This is a genomic window from Oribacterium sp. oral taxon 078 str. F0263 (genome assembly GCF_000469565.1).
GTDB lineage: Bacteria > Bacillota > Clostridia > Lachnospirales > Lachnospiraceae > Oribacterium.
In genome coordinates this window covers 201,235-223,896 of the sequence record NZ_KI273122.1, presented here as the reverse complement: position 1 = coordinate 223,896, position 22,662 = coordinate 201,235, and the positions used below count along the sequence as shown (strand labels likewise).

General features: G+C 55.3%; 21 protein-coding genes. All 21 read right to left on the bottom strand.

Annotated elements, in window-relative coordinates:
• Positions 1-54: 54 nt before the first annotated feature.
• Positions 55-1,422, bottom strand: coding sequence for a L,D-transpeptidase family protein (locus tag HMPREF1986_RS08275; RefSeq protein WP_021774382.1), 1,368 nt, complete (start codon positions 1,420-1,422; stop codon positions 55-57).
• Positions 1,423-1,510: 88 nt separating this feature from the next.
• On the bottom strand, positions 1,511-1,771 hold the full coding sequence (locus HMPREF1986_RS13770; RefSeq protein WP_242837367.1) for a hypothetical protein: 261 nt from the start codon (positions 1,769-1,771) through the stop codon (positions 1,511-1,513).
• Between the two features lie 166 nt (positions 1,772-1,937).
• Entirely contained in the window at positions 1,938-2,696 is a 759-nt protein-coding gene (gene truA / locus HMPREF1986_RS08265; protein ID WP_021774380.1) for a tRNA pseudouridine(38-40) synthase TruA, read from the bottom strand.
• A gap of 18 nt (positions 2,697-2,714) precedes the next feature.
• The gene (locus HMPREF1986_RS08260; RefSeq protein ID WP_021774379.1) at positions 2,715-3,851 is read right to left on the bottom strand and encodes an aminotransferase class V-fold PLP-dependent enzyme; all 1,137 of its coding nucleotides are present in this window, start codon (positions 3,849-3,851) and stop codon (positions 2,715-2,717) included.
• Between the two features lie 50 nt (positions 3,852-3,901).
• On the bottom strand, positions 3,902-5,605 hold the full coding sequence (locus HMPREF1986_RS08255) for an ABC-ATPase domain-containing protein (protein ID WP_021774378.1): 1,704 nt from the start codon (positions 5,603-5,605) through the stop codon (positions 3,902-3,904).
• A gap of 147 nt (positions 5,606-5,752) precedes the next feature.
• A complete protein-coding gene (locus HMPREF1986_RS08250; protein ID WP_051273903.1) occupies positions 5,753-6,802 on the bottom strand; it encodes an ABC transporter ATP-binding protein in 1,050 nt (349 codons plus the stop codon).
• Positions 6,756-8,534, bottom strand: a complete 1,779-nt coding sequence (locus HMPREF1986_RS08245) for an ABC transporter permease (protein WP_155978795.1) — start codon at positions 8,532-8,534, stop codon at positions 6,756-6,758. Before HMPREF1986_RS08245 ends, HMPREF1986_RS08250 begins: the two co-directional genes overlap by 47 nt.
• Positions 8,509-9,624 carry an ABC transporter substrate-binding protein gene (locus tag HMPREF1986_RS08240; protein ID WP_021774375.1) on the bottom strand — a complete coding sequence of 372 codons (1,116 nt, stop codon included), beginning with the start codon at positions 9,622-9,624 and terminating at the stop codon, positions 8,509-8,511. The genes HMPREF1986_RS08245 and HMPREF1986_RS08240 overlap by 26 nt, the downstream gene beginning before the upstream one ends.
• 32 nt (positions 9,625-9,656) lie before the next feature.
• Entirely contained in the window at positions 9,657-10,550 is an 894-nt protein-coding gene (locus HMPREF1986_RS08235; RefSeq protein ID WP_021774374.1) for a nucleoside hydrolase, read from the bottom strand.
• Complete coding sequence (locus tag HMPREF1986_RS08230; RefSeq protein WP_081688470.1) at positions 10,519-11,628, bottom strand: ABC transporter ATP-binding protein; 1,110 nt, start codon at positions 11,626-11,628, stop codon at positions 10,519-10,521. Before HMPREF1986_RS08230 ends, HMPREF1986_RS08235 begins: the two co-directional genes overlap by 32 nt.
• A 70-nt stretch (positions 11,629-11,698) precedes the next feature.
• Positions 11,699-12,496, bottom strand: a complete 798-nt coding sequence (locus HMPREF1986_RS08225; protein ID WP_021774372.1) for an ABC transporter permease — start codon at positions 12,494-12,496, stop codon at positions 11,699-11,701.
• Positions 12,493-13,350, bottom strand: coding sequence for an ABC transporter permease (locus HMPREF1986_RS08220; RefSeq protein ID WP_021774371.1), 858 nt, complete (start codon positions 13,348-13,350; stop codon positions 12,493-12,495). The genes HMPREF1986_RS08225 and HMPREF1986_RS08220 overlap by 4 nt, the downstream gene beginning before the upstream one ends.
• Position 13,351: 1 nt before the next feature.
• Positions 13,352-14,677 (bottom strand): ABC transporter substrate-binding protein, encoded by a 1,326-nt coding sequence (locus tag HMPREF1986_RS08215; RefSeq protein WP_021774370.1) that lies wholly within the window; start codon positions 14,675-14,677, stop codon positions 13,352-13,354.
• Positions 14,678-14,703: 26 nt separating this feature from the next.
• Positions 14,704-15,390 (bottom strand): TVP38/TMEM64 family protein, encoded by a 687-nt coding sequence (locus tag HMPREF1986_RS08210; protein ID WP_021774369.1) that lies wholly within the window; start codon positions 15,388-15,390, stop codon positions 14,704-14,706.
• A gap of 111 nt (positions 15,391-15,501) precedes the next feature.
• Positions 15,502-16,296, bottom strand: coding sequence for a rhodanese-like domain-containing protein (locus tag HMPREF1986_RS08205; RefSeq protein WP_021774368.1), 795 nt, complete (start codon positions 16,294-16,296; stop codon positions 15,502-15,504).
• Positions 16,297-16,664: 368 nt separating this feature from the next.
• Complete coding sequence (locus tag HMPREF1986_RS08200) at positions 16,665-17,675, bottom strand: aminoglycoside phosphotransferase family protein (RefSeq protein ID WP_021774367.1); 1,011 nt, start codon at positions 17,673-17,675, stop codon at positions 16,665-16,667.
• Positions 17,676-17,754: 79 nt separating this feature from the next.
• Positions 17,755-19,137 (bottom strand): TIGR04283 family arsenosugar biosynthesis glycosyltransferase, encoded by a 1,383-nt coding sequence (locus tag HMPREF1986_RS08195; RefSeq protein ID WP_021774366.1) that lies wholly within the window; start codon positions 19,135-19,137, stop codon positions 17,755-17,757.
• Positions 19,138-19,162: 25 nt separating this feature from the next.
• Positions 19,163-20,137 (bottom strand): (Fe-S)-binding protein, encoded by a 975-nt coding sequence (locus tag HMPREF1986_RS08190; protein ID WP_021774365.1) that lies wholly within the window; start codon positions 20,135-20,137, stop codon positions 19,163-19,165.
• Positions 20,134-20,835, bottom strand: a complete 702-nt coding sequence (locus HMPREF1986_RS08185; protein ID WP_021774364.1) for a TVP38/TMEM64 family protein — start codon at positions 20,833-20,835, stop codon at positions 20,134-20,136. The genes HMPREF1986_RS08190 and HMPREF1986_RS08185 overlap by 4 nt, the downstream gene beginning before the upstream one ends.
• A complete protein-coding gene (locus tag HMPREF1986_RS08180; protein WP_021774363.1) occupies positions 20,828-21,250 on the bottom strand; it encodes a hypothetical protein in 423 nt (140 codons plus the stop codon). The genes HMPREF1986_RS08185 and HMPREF1986_RS08180 overlap by 8 nt, the downstream gene beginning before the upstream one ends.
• 83 nt (positions 21,251-21,333) lie before the next feature.
• Complete coding sequence (locus HMPREF1986_RS08175; RefSeq protein ID WP_036599836.1) at positions 21,334-22,494, bottom strand: sulfurtransferase; 1,161 nt, start codon at positions 22,492-22,494, stop codon at positions 21,334-21,336.
• Positions 22,495-22,662 lie beyond the last annotated feature (168 nt).

Here is a 22,662-nt window from a genome sequence, read left to right as displayed (position 1 = left end):
GCGCCCCCGTGCCCGCACGGGCGCGCCCCGCCGCCCGGCGAGAGCTTATGCACTTCAATAATGACAGATTATAGCTTCTCCTTGTTGTACTTTTTGGTAGATGGCCTGCGCGGCGGCGAAGGGGAGGTTGATGCAGCCGTGGCTTCCGGCGTGCTGGTAGATTTTCCCTCCGAATTTTCCTCTCCATTTTGCGTCGTGGAGGCCGATTCCGCGATTGAAAGGCATCCAGTAGCTGACCTTCGCTTCGTAATCCGGTCCCTTCAGCGTCGCGTTTGTAGTTTTATAGCTCAGGGGGTAGATTCCGGCGGGGGTGCCTCTTCCAAGGGACATATTCCCGCTCACGCAGTCCGTCTCGAGGCTCACCTTGCCGTCCTCAAAGACGTAGACATGCTGGTTTCCGAGATCGACCTCCACATAGCTGTTTCCGTAATCCGGTCCGCTTCTCGAGACGCCGACCGTCGTATAGATGGGCTCCCGGGTGAGCTCCTTTCCCGACAGCAGATCCGCCGCGAGCTGTTCCTGCTCTTTTTTCTGATTGATGTTGTAGCCGTAGGGACCTCCGAGGGCGATCAGCTGTCCTGTTGCGGTGCGGAAGGAGCGATTGCTTCCGGAGGTATCCGTCCTCCGCTTAAGCTCCGCAACATATTCCTTGATCTTTGCCGGATCAAACTGGGTGCTCCCGTTCTTTCCCGGCGTCATCCAGGAGAAATAGGTGTCCGCATTCAGGGTGAGGCGCTGATTCCCGAAGTCATAGGTGATGCTGCTCTTCAGCTTATCATTTTTCTCCTTCGCCTCTGCCTGAAGTGCAGGATCGTCTCTTCGGATCTCCGGCTTCTGATAGCAGGCGGCCTCGGAGAGATTAAGCTCCGGACTGAGCTCCAGAAGAGCCTTCCTCACCGCCTCCTTCAGCGCTCCGGGATCCAGGATATCGCCGTCTTGCTCCGGGGCGACGCGAAAGCCGGCCCCCGGGATATAATCCGTGAGGAAGGCATTCCTCGGGCGGGTTCCCTCCGATTCCGTGGAGAGAAACTCCCTCTCCAAAATCCCGGCGAGCTTTTCCTCGTCGTAGTGGATCTCCGGCTCGAGGGAGAAGTTCTCTTTCGTAAGAAGAAATTTCGGAAAGAGCAGACTGTTCCGCTTCGGAAGCTCCGAGATCGGATAATCCACCCTGAAGTCGATCTCGCTCCCCCTCAGAGTGAAGTCCCTTCCGTGGATATCCCGGATCAAAAGCTGATGCTCTCCTCCCCTGTACTCATTTAATATCCCGTTTAGCGCAGAGCGGCTCCGAAGGGACATGTCATAGCCGTTCACCCTGTCTCCAGGCATCATCCTCCCGCTTAGGATCAGGGCGATCATAAAATAGGCGCCGGAAAGTCCCGCAAGCGGTATCAGCCAGTAGGCGCCGATCCCTTTTTTCTTCAAGTCTCACTCTCCTCCATCTCTCTTCCAGATTCATGCCAGACATAAAGACAACGGAATTATTGTAACATAATTGCGGATTCTGGCAAGTCTATCTCAATGCTCCCAGACCACGACGCCTTGCTTTTTGAAGTCGCAGGCCCCGCAGTAGATCGAAAGCCGAAAGCCGGAAGCCGGAGAGCTCTGATTTTTCGGGAAAGCTTCTCCCGGAGGAAAAACGGAAGCAAAGCTCCTTTCCCGTATAGCTTTTTAGGAGCCGCAGGAGCTGCACGCTCCCGATATCCCCGCATTGCCTCTGATGTGTGCAGCCCTCAGAAATAAGAATCCGATCTCCGTCCTCAAGCTGATCCAAAATCTCCAAAGCGAGAAGAGCCGGAGAGAGAATTCCTCTCTTTCTCGCGAGCAGAATGGAAAAGGAGGTGATCGCCAAAAGCGCTCCGGAAGGCTCGAAAAAGCGGGGCAGAAAAGCGCAGTATAACGCGCTGTAAAGCGTCGGGGCGAAAGATCTGCCCTCGCTCTCAATATTCCACTCTCATAAGGCAAAGACCGCCGGCTTCTGCGGTATAGCCCGCCTGACTTCGATCCTTTGCCAGAAGAATCCGCTCCATGTCCCCGGGTTCCCTCTTTCCAAGGCCGATCTCCAGAAGAGTCCCCACCATAATCCGGATCTGGTGCTGCAAAAATCCGTTTCCGTGGAAATAAAAGCGAATACAGCCCTTTCTCTCCAGGATCTCGATCCGGTCGATGCGGCGCAGCGTAGATTTTTTCATCCTGGGATTTCCGCAAAAGGAGCGGTAGTCCTTCTCCCCGATCAGAGCCTCCGCGGCGAGCCTCATGCGTTCGACATCCGGCATCACCGGGAGAATGAGGAGGTACTTTCGTTCAAAGACAGGCTTTTTCTCTCCGAAGTAGCAGCTGTAGCGATAGAGCTTTCCTATGGCATGATACCTTGCGTGGAAGCGTTTTCCGCAGATCGAAAGCGCGTCCACGCTGATATCGTCCGGGAGATAGCGGTTCAGATAGGCCCGGATCTCTCCCTCTGACCTTTTGCTGTCGAGAAAAACATTGGCGCACATTCCCCTCGCATGAACTCCGGCGTCGGTCCTTCCGGCCCCGATCAGATCCACCGGCTGCTGTAATTTTCCCTCGGCCAAGAGCATGCGGCTCAGGACAGCTTCGATCTTCCCCTGTATGGTCCGATCGATGCCGGGCTGACGCTCCCAGCCGAGGTAGCGGGAGCCGTCATAGCTTATGAGAAGCTTATAATTTTCCAGCATGGCATATCTCCCCTGATTCTACTCCTCCGAAAGAGTCCGCAGCGCGCGGAGCGCGAAATCGACCTCCTCCTCCGTATTGTAATGGGAGAAGCTGAAGCGGACGATCCCCTGCTTCTCCGTCCCCAGGGAACGGTGCATCAGCGGAGCGCAATGCCCCCCCGGCCGGGTCGCGATCGCAAAACGGGAGTAGAGCTCGTCGCTCACGAGAGAGGAGTCGTAATTCGAGAGATTTAAGGGAACGATGGGACAGCGCTCCTCCGTCTCAAAATCTCCGTAGATCTTCACTCCCGGGATCTTCTCCGCGCCGTCGTGGAAGAGCTTCATGAGCCTGAGCTCCTGCTCCCGGATTCTCTCGATCCCCTCCTCCTTCAGATAGCGGATTGCCGCACAGAGTCCGGCGATGCCGTGTCCGTTCAGAGTCCCCGCCTCCAGATGGGTCGGAAGCTCCTCCGGCTGCCGGGGATTATAGGTCTCGATGCCGGTTCCTCCGCTTAGGAGCGGGCGGATTCGGATGCCGTCCCTCACAATCAGTCCGCCGGTCCCCTGGGGGCCGAGCAGGCTTTTATGCCCCGTAAAGCAGAGAATGTCGATCCCCTGCTTCTCCATATCGATCGAATAGACGCCCGCGGTCTGTGAGGCATCCACGATGAAAAGGAGCCCCCTTGCGTGCGCAAATTCTCCGATCTTTTCGATATCCAGAAGATTTCCGGTCAGGTTTGACGCATGGGTGCAGACGATGGCCTTCGTATTCGGACGGAGCAGCCTTTCGAAGTCGGAAAGCGACACTCTTCCGAGACTGTCCGCGGGAACGAAGCTGTGCTCCACCCCCCTCTCCTCGAGCTCATAGAGGGGGCGGAGGACAGAGTTATGCTCCAGCACCGTGCTGAGAACGTGGTCCCCTTCCTGGAAAATCCCCTTGATCGCGATGTTCAGGCTCTCCGTGGAATTCATCGTGAATACGACATTCTTCGCATTCGGCCCATGGAAAAAATCCGAAAGCTCCATCCTCGTCTCAAAGATGGTGTGATTCGCACCCATGGACGCGGAGTGCGCTCCCCGTCCGGCATTGCCCAGAGAGCTCATCGCCTCCGCCACCGCCCTCACAACGGATTCCGGCTTCCGAAGAGTGGTCGCCGCGTTATCAAAGTAAATCATCTTTCCCTCCTTTCCTGCTGCAATGTATTTCTGCCCGAGATCCCCATCTATTACTTTATCTTGAGTCCTCTGTAGCGGTTTACCGCCGCGCAGAATTCCTGCTTTCTCGGTAGGCTCAGATTGCCCGGATGCCCCGTATAAGGGGAAACCGCATCGATACCCTGGCTCCGGATCCGCTCATAGAGGCGGTCTGCTGCCCGGGAGAGGTCCGTCCTGTCATCCAAAAGATGATTTCGAAAATAGTCGAGCATCGCGGCGATGCAGTTCGTCTGACTGTCATCCACCAGCTGCTCCAGAGCGCCAAGGTCTATAGGCTCCCTCCCGTAGAGGATGGAGAACCTCCCCTTCGCCTTCAGGCGGTCCTCCCGCCCCTGAGAAGGGAAGGCGGATTTCAGAGGGATTCTCGGCTGAATCTTCTCAAAGCCTTCCCCGCTCCTCTCCCTCTCCCCGGGATCCTCTTCCGCGATCTCCCGGGCGAGCTTCGTCACATCCTTTGGCCGATACTCATCCATCATGATGATCCGATCCGCCACATCAAAGTAATCTCCCGATCCTCCCACGATGAGCACCGTGGAAACGCCGAGCTCCTCATACAGGGCCCGCACCCTGTCGACAAAGGGGGTGATGGGCTCCTTCTCCTTCGCAATCAGCTTTTGCATGCGCCGGTCCCGGATCATGAAATTAGTGGCGGAGGTGTCCTCGTCGATCAAAAGGAGGGATGTGCCCGCCTCCAGGGCTTCCGCGACATTTGCCGCCTGGGAGGTGCTGCCGCTGGCGTTCTCCGTCGAAAAGCGCTTGGTATCTCTGCCCCCGGGCAGGTTATTGATGAAGGCACTGATATCCACTCCCTCTACGCTTCTTCCGTCCTCGGCCCGGATCTTTACCGCATCGGAAATGGTGAGCACGAACTCCCTCCCATCCCCCGGGATATGGTTGTACACTCCTCTCTCCAGCGCCCGGAGCAGAGTGGATTTCCCGTGATAGCCCCCGCCGACGATCAGGCTGACGCCTCTTTCCAGTCCCATCCCGGAGATCCTCTTCCCGCTGGGGAGCTCCATAGTGATCTCAAGATTTTTCGGACTTTGGAAGGGAATGCCTCCGCGGAGAGGTCTGTCGGATACACCGCTCTCCCTCGGAAGGACGGCGCCGTTTGCGACAAAGGCGATCAGATCTCTCCTTTTCAGCTCCTCCCGGATATATTCCTGATCCAGGAAGAGTAGGACCTGCTTTCTTAAAGCTCCCGCATCGATCCTCTTATAGAGCAGGGAATTTGCCACGACCTCCGGAAGGATCTCCTGGAAAATGCTGTCCGCGCTTTTCCCCAGAATCCTTCTCCCCGCGGCGGGAAGGCCGAGTTCAAAGCGCGCCTCCACGGTTTTCTCCCCGATGCATACGGAGCTTCTCTCCAGTATTTCCTGGGTACAGCGGTCGATGAGAATTCTCCCTCCATCCCCTGTCCCTACGCCTCTTCTCTCCCCCTCATGTGCTTTCTTCCAAAAGCACCTTGTCAGGAAATCCGAAACGGCGATCCTTTTCTCCCTGGAATCCAGAAGCTCCCCGGGAATGCCCACAATATCGCGGCTCAGTATCGCCCGAAGCTTAGACGGCGGGGCATAGGGATCGCTCTGGACATGATCGATCGAGAGAAGATATTTTTCAAAGCTGTACTCTCCCTTCAGCTCCTTGTAGGCGGAATAGCTCCGCCCATCCATAGAGAGAAGGAGACGATGAAGATCCTGAGAATTTTTTCTCATTGTGTTACTTTCCTTTCTATTCTATAACAATCTATGATAAATTTTGAAGTCTTCCATCAGGCAGACTCGGAGCGTACTTGAGTCTTCTCAAAGAGAAGTGTCTCCCGAAGGGAGATCGACTGATGCCTCCCGGGCGAAGCCGAGTCCCTAAGTCCCGGGCCGCTCCGAGGCGGAAGGCTGCCTGAGATACGGGAGAGGCACAGCGCTGTCCTCTCTTCGGAAAAAGAGCGTGACCTTCTCCCCCGGAGAGAGAATGGGCGCGGAGGGAGAGCGGACGAGAAGCTCCCTTCCCTCCGACAGGACCCTGTACTCCCGGTAGAAGCCGAAAAATTCTGTGCTCTGAATTTCCCCGAAAAGCCTGATCTCCTCTCCTGCCCCTTTCCCTTCCTCCTCCTCCGAATTCCCCCTCCTCCGAATCCCGATCTTTTCCGGCCGCATGAGAAAGCCCTCCCCGCCCGGGAAGCGGATCTCATTGCTCTTTCCAAAAAAATCACAGACATAGCGGTCCGCCGGATGATTGTATACCTCCTCCGGCGTATCGCACTGGAGAAGCCTCCCCTCCCGCATGAGTGCGATCTCATCCCCGAGGCTCAAGGCCTCCTCCTGATCGTGAGTGACAAAGAGAATACTCATGGAAAGCTTCCTCTGGAGCTCCTTGAGCTCTTCCCGGATCCGGACCCGAAGACCCGCGTCAAGATTACTGAGCGGCTCATCCATGAGGAGAAGCTTCGGGCGGACAGCGAGCGCTCTCGCAAGAGCAACTCTCTGCTGCTGCCCTCCGGAGAGGGCGGAGGGCAGCCGATCCTCGCAGCCGGACAGCCCCACCAAGGACAGGATCTCCCTCCCCCTCTCTCCGGCCTCTCGTTTCTGGATCCCCCGGAAGCGAAGACCATAGCAGACATTTTCCAGCACCGTCATATGAGGGAAAAGCGCATAGGACTGAAAGACCGTACTCACGGGGCGCTTTTCCGGGGGGAGACAGCTGATCTCCGTCCCATCGATCCAGATCTCCCCCTCCTCCGGGCGGAGGAAGCCTCCGATGAGCTGCAGAGTCGTCGTCTTTCCGCAGCCGGACTCCCCGAGGAGGCAGAGTATCCTTCCCTTTGGGATCTCGAGGAAAAGAGAGGACAGAACTCTCCTCCCGCCCTTCTCATAGCGCATGGACAGTCCGCGAAGACTCGCGATCGCTTCCTTCATTCCCCCTCCTTCCTTTTCCCCTCCTCTCACAGAAACAGCGAAACAATGCCGAGAGAAGGGCGGAAAGCAAGACCGTGGAGAGTATCATCAGCGCGGACAAAAGGGAAGCCGTGCCGTATTCTCCCGAGTTGATCAGATCAAAAAGTGTATATACCGCGATCTTGTGCCCGGCGTCGATCAGAAAAATGACGGCACCTGCACTGCACATGGAGCTTGTAAAAAGATAGAGAAAGGCGGAGCGGAAGGGTCGGGAGAGCTGCGGCAGTATGATGTCAAAGAGCAGCCTCCGCTTCGACGCCCCGAGATCCCGGGCCGCGTTTTCAAGCTCTCTGCTGATCTCCAAAAGCGCGGTGCTCCCCATCCGGATGACGACCGGGAGCTGCCGGAAGATGAGGTTCAGAACGAGGATCAGAGAGGTTCCCGTGAGCTTTAAGGGCTCCTTGTGAAAGGCCATGATATAGGCGAGCCCGAAGCAGGTCCCCGGCAGCAGGTAGGGAAGCGAGATCAGAAAGTCCAGCGCATTTTTCCCAAAGCGCAGCCTCCTCTCCATATAATAGGACAGGAGAAGTCCGAAAAGCGCTCCGAAAAGGGCAGCGGCGAGCGAAAGTCGGAGACTCAGAAAAAGGCTGGAAAGGTCGTAGCGGAAAAGCCTCGAAAGATACTCCGACGTAAAATGATAGACTCCTCTCTCCGCCTTCAAAAAGCCCAGAAGGAAGATGCAGAGATACTGAAGTGACAAAACGGTAAAATAAAGGAGGCTCAGGATGGAGAGAAAGGACAGGAAAAGCGCAGGAAGAGAGAGTCTCCGCATATCAAAGTCTTCCCTTCCTCTTCCGTTTCCATTCCGTCTCTCGCCCTCCCGCACGGCCCGGCGGTAGAGCAGAAATGCCAGGAATGCGGGGAGCATGAGAAAGAGATTCATCGCCGCCGCCTTCTCCATCTTTCCGTAGCCGATGATCTGCAAATAGATATCGGATGCCAGGGTATCATATCGTCCTCCGATGACTGCGGGCGTACCGAAGTCGGAGAGCGAGCGAAGAAAGCTCAGCCCAAAGGAGGCGAGAAGCGCAGGAGAAAGCAGGGGAAGGAGCAGGGTCCTCAGAACGGCCATACTTCCCGCCCCGAGATCTCTCGCGGCATCCATCCACTTTCCGTCCAGACTCTCCAGATAATCCAAAAGGAAGAGGGCATTGAGTGAGCTGAAGTGGAGCGTCTGCATCGCGATGATCCCCCACTTATTGTAGGGATCATAGGAGATCCTGAAAAGATGCCAGGTAATCAGTCCTCTCCTCCCATAGAGCTGAATATAGCTAAGAGACGAGAGGAAGGGCGGAGACACCAGGCTCATCATGAGTAAAAGGAGAAGGATGTTCCTCCCCCTCCTCCCGGAGGAGGAGATCCTGAGGGAGAGGAGAAATCCGAGCGCGGTCGAAAAAAGAGCACTCAGAGATGCCGTGTAGAAGCTGTGAAAAAGGGAGCTTTTCTCCCGAAGAAAGAGTGCGGGCAGGGCGGAAAGTCCGGGCCTTCCCTCCAGATAGAGCGCTCTCCAGAAAACCAGCAAAAGAGGATAGGCGATAAAGAGGGCACACGACAGAAGGAGGAGGAAGAGCAGGGGGTCCGGACGGGAATGCGAAAAAAGGGCGGCCGCTGCCGCCCTTTCTCCTCTCTTCCTCTCTGGATTTTCTGAGAGAAGCGCCCGCATGAGCTTAGGACTCTGCCTTCTGTCCCGCAAGGCTGTCCCACTTTGCAAGAATCTGATCTCTCTGCAAACCGAAGAGGGAGAGATCCTCCTGCATCAGCGTATTCAAGTCAAATCCGGCATCCAGTCCCTCGATATTCGGCTTCACGACCTTTATCGTGTTCTTCCCGTCGATTTCCGCGAGCTCCTTCAGATGCTCATCGCTGTTATAAAGCCAGTTTAAGAACTTTACCGCGGCATCTTTGTTTTTCGCTCCCTTAAAGACAGCGACTCCCTCCGGAATATAGGGGATGCCGTCCGACGGATAGACCAGGCTGCAGTTTTGCTCCTCCGCGAGCTTCTCCGTCTTCTTGTCCATCGGAGTGATTCCGATCGCGGCCTCTCCGGCCGCCGTCTTCTCCCTGGGATCTCCGCCTCTTTTTGCGTAGTACTTCACATTTTCATTCAAAGAGGTGAAATACTTCCAGCCCTCTTCCTCTCCCTTCTTCTGAAGGATTGCATTCACAACACCGTAATTGGTACCGGAGATCGCCGGATTGGACATGAGGATCTCGTCCTTATAGGCCGGATTCGTCAGATCGTCCCAGGTCTTTGGCTCCGGGGCGCCGAGCTTCTTCAGCTCCTCCGTATTCACGATAAATCCGACGACGGTCAGCCCCTTGGTGTACCAATATCCCTCGCTGTCCTTATAGTCCGAAGCGATATCTTTTGCGGCATCCAGCTCCACCTTCTCCAAAAGGCCGTCCGCCTTCGCGCTCATAAAAGCATCGATTCCGCCGCCAAACCAGAGATCCGCCATCGGCGTTCCTCCCTCTGCCTTCAGCTTGGAGAGGACCTCGCCGGAGGACATGGAGAGAAGCTCGGTCTTGATCCCCGTGTCCGCCGTAAAGGAATCGAAGAGCTTCTGATAATCCTTGGAGGTCGCGACGACCGAAAGGCTTCCGCCCTCGGAAGCGGAGTCCGCGGCGGCCGCTGTCGTCTCGGCTTTCTCGGATTCCGCACTCGACTCCTCAGAGGAAGAAGCAGCTCCTGTGCTCTGCGCAGCGGTAGAGCCCCCGCAGGACGCAAGAAGGAGTGACGCGGCGAGCGGAAGGGCCCATGCGATATTAAAGATTTTTTTCATTCTGATACCTCCCTTTCAAAACTCAAACGTTTCTAGTCTAGCACGGATTTTTCCGAAAAGGAAGCGGAAATTCCGCTGTAAAAAGCCTCCCGAAATGCGCCATCCTCCCTGATTTCCGGGAGCTTCAGCACCGCATTTCCGCTCTCCCCCGGGGAAGTCCGCCGGAGAAAGCCGTGCTTAAGATCCTCCCCGCAGAGCCGGCAGGAGGCTCTGTGATCGAAAAAGAGCTCCGGCCTTGCGAGATAGATCGCCGCCGTCACATCCCAGTTGATAAATCCCGGTATCCCGTAGATTTCCTCATTGTCGATAAACCAGTGGAGGCTCTTCTTCAGGATATACCTCCCAAGCTCTGAGGAGGAGAGTCTCTCCTGAAATTCCTTCAGGGGGAATATGACCTTTCTGCACTGATTTCCCGTCAGGACGGCCGCCCCGGGAAAGGAGCAGAGTGTGCGGAGGCTCGCCTCATAGTCCACGGAGAGGTTCAGCTCCTCCATCTTCTTTTTCCGAAAGATCAGTTCCTCCGTGATCCCTCCCATGATCGTGAGTGAGGAAAGAGAGCGAAAGAAATCCTTTTTCCGTTCCGATGCAGCGCAGAGATCCGTGAGGCAGCCGGTGGCGAGGATTTCCAGCTCCCCCTCATGCTTTTTTGCGAGGAAGGAGAGCGCCTCCGCCCCCTCACTTTCATAATCCCCCGCGCTCTCTCCTCCCCGAAAGAGGGGGATGTCCCTCCTTCCGATCTCTGCGAGGAGCTTCTCCGTATTCCGATAGACCTGCTCCGTACTGCTGTTTCCGAAGCAGGCGACAAGGCCGAGAATCTCGATCTCCTCCCTCCCGAGAAGATAGAGAAAGGCCAGCCCGTCGTCCACATCGCAGTGCGGAATGCCCATCGTATTGTCAAAAACCAGCACCAGCTTTCTCTTTCCCATGAAAAACCTCCCCGGGCTCTCCCTCTGTCTCCGGGGGAAGCAGGACAGGAAGCTCTGAGCCCTCTCTCCGGAAAATTCCAAAGCGCTCCCCCTCTCCGGGCTCTCTCCCCCGGGAGCGGGAAAAGGCCTCAAATTCCGAAGAGCTCAGGCTGAGCCGCAGCCTTCTCCCCTCTCTCTCCAAAAGGAGCTTCCAGCTCTCCCCCTCATAGCTTTTTTGTAAAAGGATATAATCCCCTCCCTCCCGGATTCCGATCTCCTGCGGGCGGAGCATCAGCTCGCAGGGCCCGTCCCGCTCCTCCTCTTCCCCAAGCGGAATTTCCCCCAGAGAGGAGAAAAAGCTTCCGCCCCGGAGCTCCCCGGGAAAGTAATTCGTCTCCCCCAGAAAGGACGCCGCTTCCCGGCTTTTCGGGCAGTGATAGATCTTCTCCGGCGTGTCATACTGCAGAATCCTCCCCCCGCTCATAAGGGCAATCCGATCGGAGAGGCGGAGTGCCTCATCCTTTTGATGGGTGATCAAAAGCGTGGTGATCCGCTTCTTCTCATGCAGTCTTCGGACGAAATCTCCCATCTCTCTCCGAAGCGTCTCATCCAGTCCGGAAAATGCCTCATCCAAAAGGAGAAGACGCGGCTTCGCCGCCAGGGCTCTCGCGAGGGCTACTCTCTGCTGCTGCCCCCCGGAGAGCTCCCGTATTCTCCGCCTCTCAAGGCCCGGGAGCTCCACCAGTGCTAAAAGCTCCTCCGCCCTTTCCCGGATCTTCTCTCTCGATAGCTTCCGAAGCTTCATCGGAAAGGCAATATTCTCAAAGACATTCATGTTCGGAAAAAGCCTTAAATCCTGAAACACGATCACCGTCCCCCTCTTCTCGGGAGGGAGTGCGGCGATATTCTCTCCGTCCAGAAGGATCTCCCCGGACTCCGGCCTCAAAAGTCCCGCGATTACCTTTAAGAGCGTACTTTTCCCGCAGCCGCTCTTTCCGAGCACAGAGATGAACTCCCCGCTCTCTACCGAAAGAGAGAGCGAGAGAAGTACCTCCTCCTCTTTAAAGCCAAAGCACAGATCCCGAATGGAAAGTCCCATAATCTCCCTTCTGCCAAAAAGATGAAAGACGCGGTCCATCCTCTTTGCGGAAAAAGGAGGAGGCAGCGGCTCAGCGGTCCGAAAAGAGCTCCGTCCGTCTCCCCCCGGTACAGGCCCGCGCGATCCCCTCGAAGACGAAGAAGACCAGCGTCGTGACAAGGAGAAAGATCAGCGCATAGAGAGCCGCGAAATTCCTTTCTCCGCTCTGTAAATACGGTACCATGACGACGGCAAAGGTCTTTACTCTCCCCCCTCCGATCAAAAGTGTCATAAAATACTGACTGATCGAGATGACATAGGCCATGGTAAAGGCCGAGAGGAGCAGAGGAAAGAGGTTTGGCAGGCTCACGGAGAAGAAGGCCCGGACCGGCCCCGCCCCAAGCACTCTCGCCTGCTCCTCCAGCCCCTCCCCGAGTGCCCTCGTGCCCTCATTCAAAAGGATATTCGCATAGGGGAGAGAATACAGGATATGGCAGAGCAGGACACCGGGGATGCTGCTGTAGAGCGCTGTCTTAAGGAAAAGGATCTGAGCCCCCATCGAAAAAACCGTGCTCGGGACCAAAAAGGGGAGGAGCATGAGGGAGGAGATCAGGCGCTTCCCCGGAAAATCATAAAAGGCCAGAGCTCTTCCGCTCAGAACCGCGATGAGGACTGAGAAAAAGGAGGCCAAAAGCGAGAGAAGGATGCTCGTGAAAAATACATTCCCAAGCTCCCCGGCGCGGGCGATCGTGCTTTTCAGTGCTCTTTCGGAAAAATCCTTCGGCAGGATATTCGGCCAGGGCCAGCGCTCCGTAAAGACCCAGAAAAAGAGGCTGAAAAGCGGAAGCAGTATGAGGAGAGAGAGGAGGATAAGGAACGCTTTTCTCATTTCTCTCTCCTCTCTCCTCCCATGAGGAGGAAGCGATAGATCAGGGCGGACAGAAGCGAAAGTCCCATCAAAATTCCATTATAGGAAAGCGCAATGGGACGGTTCGAAAGGTCCTTCTGGAATTCCTGATAGGCGAGGATCGGAAGAGCCTTCGGCACCGTCGCCCCCATCAGTGCCGGGAGTTCATAGGCACCGAGGGAAAAGGTGAAAATGATCAGGAAGCCGGAGAGAATCGTGGGAAGACAGAGCGGCAGGGTGATCTCAAAAAATGCCCGCCGCTCCGTCGCCCCCAGATTGACCGCCGCCTCTCCCAGCCGCCTGCTCACCCCGGCCATAAGGGAGAGCACAAAGTAGGCGATAAAGGGAGCCTCCTTCCAAAGATAGGCGAGAATCACCCCGATCCCGAAGCGGTCATAGACAAAGAGCGGAAAGTCCCCCTGGCCTTGGATCCATCCAAAATGGAAGCAAAGCCGGGCGAGAAGACCATTTTGCGAAATCGTATTGATGAAAAAGAGCGCTGTGATGACATGGGGCACAAGAATCGGAAGCTTTATGACAGAGAGCATGATTCCTCTGTCCCAGCGGCTCCGGATCAGGAAGGCGGCGATCAGGACTCCGAGCAATACGGAAAAGAGCGCGGACAGGGCGGAGGTCTTCACACTGTAAAGGATGGACGGCAGTGTGTCCGCCCTTCTGAAGATCTCCCCGTAGTAGCGAAGCGTCAGACCGTCTCCCCCCCGGAGCGGAGTGAGGCCGAAGCTCCAGCCGAGGCCGAGCAGAATTCCGGACAGAAAGAGAAGCCCGAAAAAGAGCTGCGGCAGGAGCAAAAGCCAGGGAAAGCACTTTTTCTTCATGCTATTTCCCCGGGACCTCCTCCGCCCAGATTTCCTCTATGATCGGAACCAGTCCCGCCGGCATCTCCGGAAGACGCTTCGAGAGAAGCTCCTCCTGGGAGAGGACGCCCTTTCCCACATCGACAGAATCAAAGAGCTGCTTTTCCTCCGCGTTAAGCTTCTGATAATCCACGACCGGGATCGTACGGAGGGTCTTGTAGCGCTCCGCCTGAACCTCGGGAGACATCATCTCGTTGATCGCGACTTCCGCTGCCTCCCTGTGCTGAGAATTTGCGGCGATCGCAATGTAATTCGTGTTTCCGATCGTCCCCTTCTCGAACTGGAAGCTTCGAGTGCTCTCCGGGAAGGATCCGTCTTCGATGTTCGTCGCAACGCTGAAGGCACCGTAGCTCATGCCCATGACGAGCTCCCCGTCCGCGAACATATTTTTCATCGTCGGTTCCTTGTCCGGAAAGCTCTTTCCCTCATTCCAGAGGTAGGGATTTAAGCTTCTGAGATATTCCATGGCGGGCTCAACCGCCTTTTGCACGGTCTCCTTATCCTCCGGCATATTCTGAAACTGCTCATAGCCGCAGATATCGTAGATGATATTCCGGACAAAGGCGGAGCCGGTGAAGTCCGGAAGGGCGGGATAGCTCACTTTTCCCTTGTATTTCTTTGCAAAGGCGAGAAGCTCCTCCGTATTTTTCGGCGTCTCCGGCGTCACCGCGCTGTCGTTGTACAGGATGAGCTGCGCCTTCCCGTAGGGGGCCTCGTAGCCCTCGATCGGGAAGCCGAAGTCGTAGCTTGTCTCCCGATCATCGCTGTCGATATAGCTCTTGAAATTCGGGAGTTCCTCGGCGAAGGGACCGTAGAGGAGCTTTCCTTCCTTTGCCGTCTTGAAGTTCTCCCCGTTGATCCAGATCATATCGATCGAGCCGTCCTTTTTCCCGGAGCCGACCTCCCCGGAGAGCTGGCTTAAAATCGTCTCGATATCCATCCCCACCCTTTTCAGACGAATATCATACTTTTCCTTAAGTCTGTCCGAAAAATATCCGTCCAGCCAGTTGTTCAGGCGCTCATCGCCTCCCCAGCCGTAGAAACTGAGCTCTGAGCCCCTGGCCTTTTCCAAAAGTGCCGCATAGTCCTTTTCGTTCGAAGAGGCGTTTTGCTCCGCCGCATCGCTCTTCCCGCTCTCTTCGCCCGGCTTTGAGCTCTCCCCGCTCTGACTCTCACTTCCGCTCTTCTCCGCCGTCGTCTCTCCCGCTCCGCCATTTCCCCCGCAGGCTATGAGAGAAGCCGCCAAAAGGAGGGACAGAAGGAAGGACGCCAATTGCTTTCTTTTCATACTATTCTCCCACCATCAAAAATCCATCAATGTCGCTCTTTGTAGAGCTGTCTTCCAAGCATTATCAGGAAGGAGAGCGCAAAGAGTATCAGGAGTCCTGTCACGAAGAGCTTCGCTCCTCCGGTCAGAAAGCCTCCCACATAGGAGTAGATGATTGTCGCCGGGAGCTGTCCGATCCCGGTCGCGACAAAGAAGCTCCAGAAGGAAATGGAGGTGAGGCCCGCCGCGTAACTCACGATATCGAAGGAGATAAAGGGCAGGAGGCGCGCAATCAGAATGCTCATCCTGCCATGCCTTTTAAAGAATTCCTCTATATTCTGAAGCCCGGAGCGGCTTGTCAGCTTCACCACGGCTTCTCTTCCCAGCAGGCGCGCGATGAAAAAGCAAAGCGAAGCGCCCGCCATCGCGCTGCTCCAGGAGAGGATCGCTCCTCTCCACCAGCCGAAGAGATTCGCATTCGCAAAGGTGAGGAGGAAGGCGGGAAGAGGCGCCGCCACAGACTGCAATATCATAAGGAGGAAGGAAATCAGCGCCGCATAGGCCCCGTAAGAAGCCACGAAATCACGGAGCACCGTGAAATCCCCCGTTGCGAACATCGACACAATATAAAGCGCCCCGCTCCTTAGTTTCGGAATCAGAAAAAAGGCGAGGAGCAGGATCAGCAAAAAGGCGAGGAAAATACTGCGCCCAAACTGCATTTTATTTTTCTTCATGAATACTCTCTCTCACGGCATCCTGTCAGATTCGAGAGGCCGAAGGCGATTCCGCGCTTCGGTCTCCCGAATGCAAGGAGGCAATATCATTTCTGTCTGAAATCCCGGTTCTCAATGGAAGCTGTATTCCATTTCCTTGGTTCCGTCCAGTGTATTCCAGACATTGGTATAGCCCTTGTCCGCGATATACTCCGCTGCCTTCTGAGAGCGGTTTCCGGAGTAGCAGTGCGTCAGAATGAGAGCATCCTTATTCTCCGGAAGAAGCGAATCCAGATCGGAGAGCTTATCGACGCTCACATTGACCGCCTTATCGAAGTGATCTTCATCATAATCCTTCGCCTCTCTCACATCGACGATGAGATCGGCCTCATCCTTTTTCTTCATGAGCTCTTCGCCGGTAATATTGCCATACTTCACAAGCTTGTAGTCGTACTGCTTCACCCCGTCGGCATTTATCACATCTTTGAATCCGTTTTCCGCGAGGAGCTTCGCGGCCTCGCCGGACTTCTTCCCGGAATTGCAGTAGAGGATCAAGGTCTTGTCCTTCCAGGGCTCGAGCTCTCCGAGCCGGTCCTTCAGCGTATCCAGCGGCATATTGACCGCAAACTTCACGTGTCCCTCTGCGTACTCCTCCGGAGAGCGAACATCGATGACCAGCGCGGTCTCCTTCTTATCCTTATCATCCTCCAGAGCCTGGAGATCCGCTCCGGACATGGTTTTTACTTCAGAGCTCTTCTCTTCCCCTGCCTTCTCTGTCTTTCCCTGCGCCTCCGATCCTCCCTGATCCGAAGCTGCCGCCGCTGCCGTCGTCCCCGAGGAAGCCTTTCCGGATTCCCCGCAGCTTGTCGAGACAGCCGCGAGAGCTAAAATTCCCATGAGAAGAAGCAGATTCCTGGTTTTTTTCATAATGACTCCTCTTTCCCGCCATCCTGCCGGACGGCAAAATATTTCCGCCGGCACATAGGAGCCGGCCGCGCCCTGCCGATCAGCAGAAACGGCGCCTGTGCAGAGTGTAAAATCCCGTCCGCTTGGACACCGCCGGGACTTTTACACTAAAAAGGCTATCCGGACAGAATGCCCGAATAGTCATTTTATCAGATCTCTGTACCGATGTGCGGGCAAGTTACACATCCGTACAGCTATCTGAATGTAACGAAGCTCGTTACTGATACTTATCTTTTAGCACATCTTGCCGATTTTTTCCAATCATAGTTTCCGATACCCCCTTTCTCTTATCGTATAACGCTATAAATCCATCGGATCCCGGTCCCTTTTTATGCAGATGCCCAGATTTCTTCGACACAGGACAGGAAGGGGTCCCTCAGATAGGCCTTGATCTTTTCAAAGCTCTCCCCGCCGCCGCCCTCTCTGTACTTTGTGTAGGCCATGGCGCACCAGCAGAGGCCCCGGATACAGTTTAGGCGGAGGAAGCATTCTGTGTCCTCCCGGATATGCGCGCAGTCAAACCTTCCCTCGGAAAGCGAAATATAGTGCGAGAGAAAGCGCTCTCTCTCCTCCGCAGATAAAATCGCATCACTCTTCCAAAAGCTTGTGGTGGGCGCGAGGAAATGTCCGAGGTCCTGCGCCGGAAGCCCGTAGATCGGCTTCTCCCAGTCGATCAGATAGGAGCGCTCCGGCGCGGAGTTGATCAAAAAATTCCCGGAGTTTAACTCCGTATTGATGATAGCGCGCGCCCCCTCCCGCATTCTCTCCCGTTTCGCCTCTCTCACTGCCTTTTCGTAAAGCTGAAGGATGCGCTCCGCGCTCTCCCCTCCTGCCTTCTCCCGATAGGGAAGAAGCAGACTTCCGCATTCCAGGAGAAGCTCCGATACGCTGTCCTCTGGGCAGAGCAGCCCGCAGTCTCTGTCCACTTGCAGAGCATGGATATCGGAGAGGATCTCCGCGGCGCTGAGGAGATCTCTCCCGTAATCCAGAGGGCGCCCCGGCAGGAAGTCCATGACCAGGATGCCCCGGGGGAGAAAGCGCTTTGAGCCGTCCGCATACCAAAGCTTCGGCGTCCTGCCGCTCTTCTCAAGGATCCTGAGCGCCTCCGCTTCATAGCCGATCTGATCCGAAAGCTGCATCTGGGAGCCGTAGTTCAGACGGAGCAAAAGCTTCCTCCCCGTGATGGGATGCGTAAAGCAAAGATTCGCATTATACTCTCCGGCCGCAAGGAAGCGGTACTCCTCCTCAACACTCTCCGGGAGCCCCAAAGCCTCCCGGTAATCCCTGCTCCTCACAAGCTCATAAATCTCTTCCTGATAATTCTCAAAGGGATAAAGCAAAGCTCCTCCTTCCCCGCCGTATCGAGACCGAGACAGAAAAAAATATGCCGTATTTCCGGAAAAACCTGCGCTCCGAGTTTCAGCGCACGTCCCGGTAGCGCTCGGCAATCTCACGGATATCCACGCCGTCCCGATAGCGTTTTCGGAGCCGGTTCATCTGCCACATGAGACGAAGCCTCCGGAAAAAGTCCCCCCGGAAGCGCCGCTCGCTGGTATAGATCCTCCTTTTGCAAAGCAAGGGACAAATCCCCCTCTCCTTCAGATTCAGGCTAAGCTGATAGTCCTCCATGAGCGGGAGGAGAGGAAATCCCCCGAGCTCCTCGAAGAGCGTCCGGTAGAGGAAGATCCCCTGATCCCCGAACATGACTCTCCGGTCATAGACCCGGTGGTTCGAGATGAACTGACAGATCCTCATGAGAGGGGAGGCGGAATGAAAGGCGATTCCGAAGCAGCCCGCACTCGTCCTCGCAAGGACCCGTCGGATCTCCCCCGGGACATCCGGCGGAAGCTCGCTGTCACTGTGGAGAAAGAAGAGCACATCTGCGCTTGTCTTTTCTGCCCCGAGATTCATCTGCCGCGCTCTTCCCTTTTCGCTCCGAAGAAGCATCCATCCCTTCCCTTTTCTAAGCTCCTCCCATGTCCCGTCCGTGCTGCCCCCGTCCACAAGGATGAGCTCACAGCTCCCCTTCAGGGCGCCGAGCTCTCTTTTAAGGCGATCGATCGTCTTCCTCTCATTGTAGAGGGGGACAATGACGGCGATGCTCAGACTCTCAAGCAGAAAGCTCCCGCAGCAGCTCCTCCTGAGAACGGGCTCCGAGCGGATCCTCTCCCGATAGACCGCGATGTCTTCCTTCGTGTCAATATCCCGGCAATGCCGAAGAAGGGAGACGGTCCTGCCGCTTTGCAGGATGGCCGCTTTCGTCCGGGAAAATACGCTCCCCTCCCCGGAATCCAAAAGGAAAAGCTCTCTTCCGGGCTGTCTTACACCGATCAGATAATATCCCCCGTCCTCCGTGGGGCCGAGGACGGCGTCGGACTCCGAGAGAAGCTGAAAGGCGAGGCGAATATCATTTGCGCGAAGCTCCGGGATATCCGTTCCGATCAGAACGATTCTCCGGTAGCCCTCCTCCGAGAGCTCCTCCATCGAAAGGGCCATCCTCTCAAAGAGATTCTCTCCCCTTTGCCTCCGATAGCGGAAGGAGGAGCCGAAAATCCTTTTCAGGGACTCCGGAGCTCTCTTCCGATCTTCCTTCTTCCGATCTTCACCTTCCTCCCCAAGGAAATACAGATAGCTGTCCACACCCTTTAATTTCTTCAGACTCTCCCTGAGATCCTTCAGCATCGCGATGTGAAGCTCCCGGCACTGCTCCCCGCTGAAGTAGGGCATGAGCCTGGTCTTCGTCCTTCCCGCTGCGGGAAGTCTTGTGAAAAGGATCAGCCCGCAGTCCCTTCTTCCTCTCATAAAGAGTCCCCCCCTTTACAAAATTCTACAAAAATCGGGTCTTTAAGCGGTTTGTCCAGGAATGTCGGAAGTCCGCGCTCTCCCCACTTTTCAGAAGAAGAGGCAGGAAATGCAGGACCTCCCCGTTTCCATTCCTCGCAAAATTCCCCGCACAGGTTCCGCAATAGGTATAGATTTTCCCTCCGTGGAGAGAGCCGAGCCTTCCCGCCATGCCCTTTGCCAGCTCCGGCTCCTTTACGATGGCGCAGCCTCCGAGACCGCAGCACTGGACATCCGAAACATAACGCAGTTCCCCGGAGAGGAAAGGGCTTAAATATTTCATCCATTCCTTCTTTTCACGGTCCGGACAGGGGAGGAAGATCCCCCCGTCCAGCCTGAGCTTCCCGAAGTCCCCGAGCTCCGAAAGCTTCTCATAGATCGTCGTGATCTTAACGGAAAGTCTGGAGCCGAAATGATAGTAGCAGTTCGGGCAGAGGAGCACAAGCTCCTCTATTCCCTCCCGCTCGAAGAAGCGGTTCATCCGCTCCAGGATCTTTTCCTCCTCCCGAAAAAGCCCGAGCTCCGCGATCGGCTTCCCGCAGCAGTCATAGACGGTATCAATTCCCGCTCTCTCCTTCAAAAGTTTGGAGAGAAGCGCCATCGTCTTCGGGAAAAAGGAGGGAAAATTGCAGCCCGGAAAAAGCAGCTTTTTGGAACGGGCGCGGCGATAATTTTTAAAGATATAGTTTTTCTTCTCGATGAGAAGAGGGAGGTAGCCCTTTTGCTTCAGGCGGTAGGGCGCTCTCTCCACCTCCTCCTTCCTCATGTTCAGGATGATCTGCCTCCCGTCGATCCCGATCGGGCAGACTCTCGTGCATTCTCCGCAGAGAAAGCAGTGATAGGAAAGCGCTCTCAGGCGCTCATGATCCCCGATATCCAGATGATATTTTTTCAAAAAGGAGCAATTCTCGCTGCACTTTCCGCAGTGAATGCATTTTGATCCGTCGAGCTGTCTTTTCATCTCTCCTCCCTCTCCCCCTCTCTTTGCACAGAGCTTCGCACGAAATATTTTTTGAAGAGGAAGGAAAGAAGAAGGGAAAAGAGAAGGAGTCCCCCTGCGATCAAAAGATACTTCACTCTATGCTCCTCCGAGGCCAGTCCCGCCGCTCCGGTCGTATATACCGCAGTGCCCGGCAATATAAAGAGAAAGGTGCCGACCGCATAGACCGAGAGCTTCATGTCCGTGACGCCATAGGCGAAATTTTGCAGATTAAAGGGAAAGAGGGGGACCAGGCGCGTGATCATGAGAAGGAGGAAATCATTCTTTTCCACATCCTCGAAGAGATACTTTCGAAGCCATGGGTTCTTCATGGCAAGGGGCTTGATCTTGTCCTTCAGAAAATATCGACCGAGCAAAAAGGACAGCACTGCCCCGATGCTTGCGGAAAATGCGCAGAGCACGGTTCCTAGCACGGGTCCGAAAAGAATTCCCGCCGCAATCGCAAAGCTCAGCCCCGGGAGGGCCAGCAGTACGGATCCCGCGGACATCGCGAGAATATAGATGAGGCAGGCCAGGAAAAGATGCTCTTTTGCGAGCTGCTGCAGACCCTTTAGGCTCTCCAGAGAGAGATAGCGCCGAAGAGAGAAGAAATGATCCAGGAGAAAGAGAAGGAGCGCGATCAGGAGAAAGAGCAAAAGCTTTCGATTCTTTTTATCCATGTCTGACCTCCGGGGAAAGCACAGAGAGGAAAAGCTGGAGGAAGAGGATAAGGGAGAAGCCCAGGATAAAGACATAGAAATCTCTCTGCTCCGAGGAATTGGCGAAAATAAGATAAAAGAGGGAAAGAAGAGGCAAAAGCCAGAGAAAAAGTCCCTTCCGAAGAAAAAATCCGCCCTCTCTTCCCCACTTATGCCAGAAAAGGCAAAGAAGGAGAAGGGATAGAAGGAGGAGGAGCGAAAAGAGGAGGAAAAGGACGGGAATGCCGAACATGGTCCCCGCTCTGAGCTTCCTCCCGATGTAGACCATATATCTCGCCATCCCCATCTTCCGTTTCGTAAAATAATGGATGATAAGCAAAAAAAGCAGGACGAGAAGCTGCATGCTCCTCAGTACAAAGTGAAAAAATCGTTTCATAAAACCTCTCCCCCTTCAAAGCAGTCTACGAAAAAGGGGCCCCGCTCTGCGGAACCCCCTCCCTTCTCCGGACAAACTAAGCCCTAGGAAAGCTTCGCCTTATCCGTCGCGAGATCAGAGACCTTGACCTCCTTATAGTCAGAGCTCCCCGGCTCTCCGAGCTGTACAGGATTGTCCTTGTCCATCTGCCAGACGAACCAGCCTCCGTCAAAGAGATAGACATTCCGATAGCCGCTTTGATATGCGATCAGAAAGGGCACGCAGGCTCTCCAGCCGGTTCCGCAGTAGAATGCGAGATCATTCTCCTCCAAAGAGGCCCCGGATTCCTTGAGATATTTCTCCAACGTATCGACCCCGGCAATCGTGCCGTCCGCATTGTTGTAGGACTTATCATCCGTATCATGGCCCCAGATCGCGCCAAGAGGCTCCCCTGCCCGGTCGATATAGCTGTAGCCGGAGGTCTTTCCCAGAAACTCGTCCTTTGAGCGAATGCTGACCAGCTTAAACTTCGGGTCGTCCTTTAACTTCTCCTTCACCTCATCGATGCTCAGGATATATTCCGGATGGGCCGGGATCGTAAGGCCGAAGTCCTGATCCGTTCCCTTCGGCTCATTGGCCTTCGTCTCCGTCTCATATCCCGCCTTTTTCCAGGCATCGATCCCGCCGGACAGATCCTTCACATTTTTCACACCGGCCCAGAGCAGCATCACGGCCACTCTGTCATCCGCCGCATTCTCCGGGCTGTTCCCGTAGACAAGCACCGTGGTATCCTTTGTGATCCCATAGCGCTTCATGAGCTTTCCGATCTCCTCCGGACTCCGGTAGTTCCAGTCCTTATCGGACTCGACATCGTCGGTATTCATGTGGACCGCCCCAGGGATATGGGCCTTCTGATAGTCCTTGTCCTCCTTCTCCGGGCCCCAGGCGGCCTCCAGAAGAACAAAGTCCTTTGACTCCGGGAGCTTTCCATCGAGGAGGTCTTTCACATAATCCGCTCCGACATAGACTTCCTGCTCCGCGCCCTTTGCGGAGGCCGTATTCTCCGCCTCTTCGCTCTTCCCGCTCTCGCTCTCCGTCTCTTTGCTCTCTGTCTTTACAGACGTCTCTGTCTCCGAGCTCTCTGCCTTTGCCGCAGTCTCTGCCTTTTCCGCGCTGCTCTCCACCGCTCCTCCTCCGGAGCAGGCCGTAAGAATGCCTGCCAGGATGAGGGAGGAAGCGAGGATTCCGCAAACTGATTTCTTCATCTTTTCCTGTCTCCTGTCTTTCCTGATCTCCTCGAAAACGGGCTTAGAAACCGCGTCTTCGAAATCACGCAATGCCCCTAATTATAGATTTTTATCCCTGTTTGTAAAATCGATTTTCCCTATAAAATACTCATCTTATTTTACTTTCTTATAAATAGGTCTCTTGGC

Excerpts from the sequence above, each read along its gene's own strand:
- HMPREF1986_RS08260 (WP_021774379.1), bottom strand. The coding sequence starts at position 3,851 with ATGATTTACTTTGATAACGCGGCGACCACTCTTCGGAAGCCGGAATCC.
- HMPREF1986_RS08175 (WP_036599836.1), bottom strand. The coding sequence starts at position 22,494 with ATGAAGAAATCAGTTTGCGGAATCCTCGCTTCCTCCCTCATCCTGGCA.
- HMPREF1986_RS08235 (WP_021774374.1), bottom strand. The coding sequence starts at position 10,550 with ATGGGAAAGAGAAAGCTGGTGCTGGTTTTTGACAATACGATGGGCATT.
- HMPREF1986_RS08205 (WP_021774368.1), bottom strand. The coding sequence starts at position 16,296 with ATGAAAAAAACCAGGAATCTGCTTCTTCTCATGGGAATTTTAGCTCTC.
- truA (WP_021774380.1), bottom strand. The coding sequence starts at position 2,696 with ATGCTGGAAAATTATAAGCTTCTCATAAGCTATGACGGCTCCCGCTAC.
- HMPREF1986_RS08230 (WP_081688470.1), bottom strand. The coding sequence starts at position 11,628 with ATGGGACTTTCCATTCGGGATCTGTGCTTTGGCTTTAAAGAGGAGGAG.
- HMPREF1986_RS08180 (WP_021774363.1), bottom strand. The coding sequence starts at position 21,250 with ATGAAACGATTTTTTCACTTTGTACTGAGGAGCATGCAGCTTCTCGTC.
- HMPREF1986_RS08250 (WP_051273903.1), bottom strand. The coding sequence starts at position 6,802 with ATGAAGGAAGCGATCGCGAGTCTTCGCGGACTGTCCATGCGCTATGAG.
- HMPREF1986_RS08255 (WP_021774378.1), bottom strand. The coding sequence starts at position 5,605 with ATGAGAAAAAATTCTCAGGATCTTCATCGTCTCCTTCTCTCTATGGAT.
- HMPREF1986_RS08215 (WP_021774370.1), bottom strand. The coding sequence starts at position 14,677 with ATGAAAAGAAAGCAATTGGCGTCCTTCCTTCTGTCCCTCCTTTTGGCG.
- HMPREF1986_RS08185 (WP_021774364.1), bottom strand. The coding sequence starts at position 20,835 with ATGGATAAAAAGAATCGAAAGCTTTTGCTCTTTCTCCTGATCGCGCTC.
- HMPREF1986_RS08220 (WP_021774371.1), bottom strand. The coding sequence starts at position 13,350 with ATGAAGAAAAAGTGCTTTCCCTGGCTTTTGCTCCTGCCGCAGCTCTTT.
- HMPREF1986_RS08190 (WP_021774365.1), bottom strand. The coding sequence starts at position 20,137 with ATGAAAAGACAGCTCGACGGATCAAAATGCATTCACTGCGGAAAGTGC.
- HMPREF1986_RS08210 (WP_021774369.1), bottom strand. The coding sequence starts at position 15,390 with ATGAAGAAAAATAAAATGCAGTTTGGGCGCAGTATTTTCCTCGCCTTT.
- HMPREF1986_RS08225 (WP_021774372.1), bottom strand. The coding sequence starts at position 12,496 with ATGAGAAAAGCGTTCCTTATCCTCCTCTCTCTCCTCATACTGCTTCCG.
- HMPREF1986_RS08240 (WP_021774375.1), bottom strand. The coding sequence starts at position 9,624 with ATGAAAAAAATCTTTAATATCGCATGGGCCCTTCCGCTCGCCGCGTCA.
- HMPREF1986_RS08195 (WP_021774366.1), bottom strand. The coding sequence starts at position 19,137 with ATGAGAGGAAGAAGGGACTGCGGGCTGATCCTTTTCACAAGACTTCCC.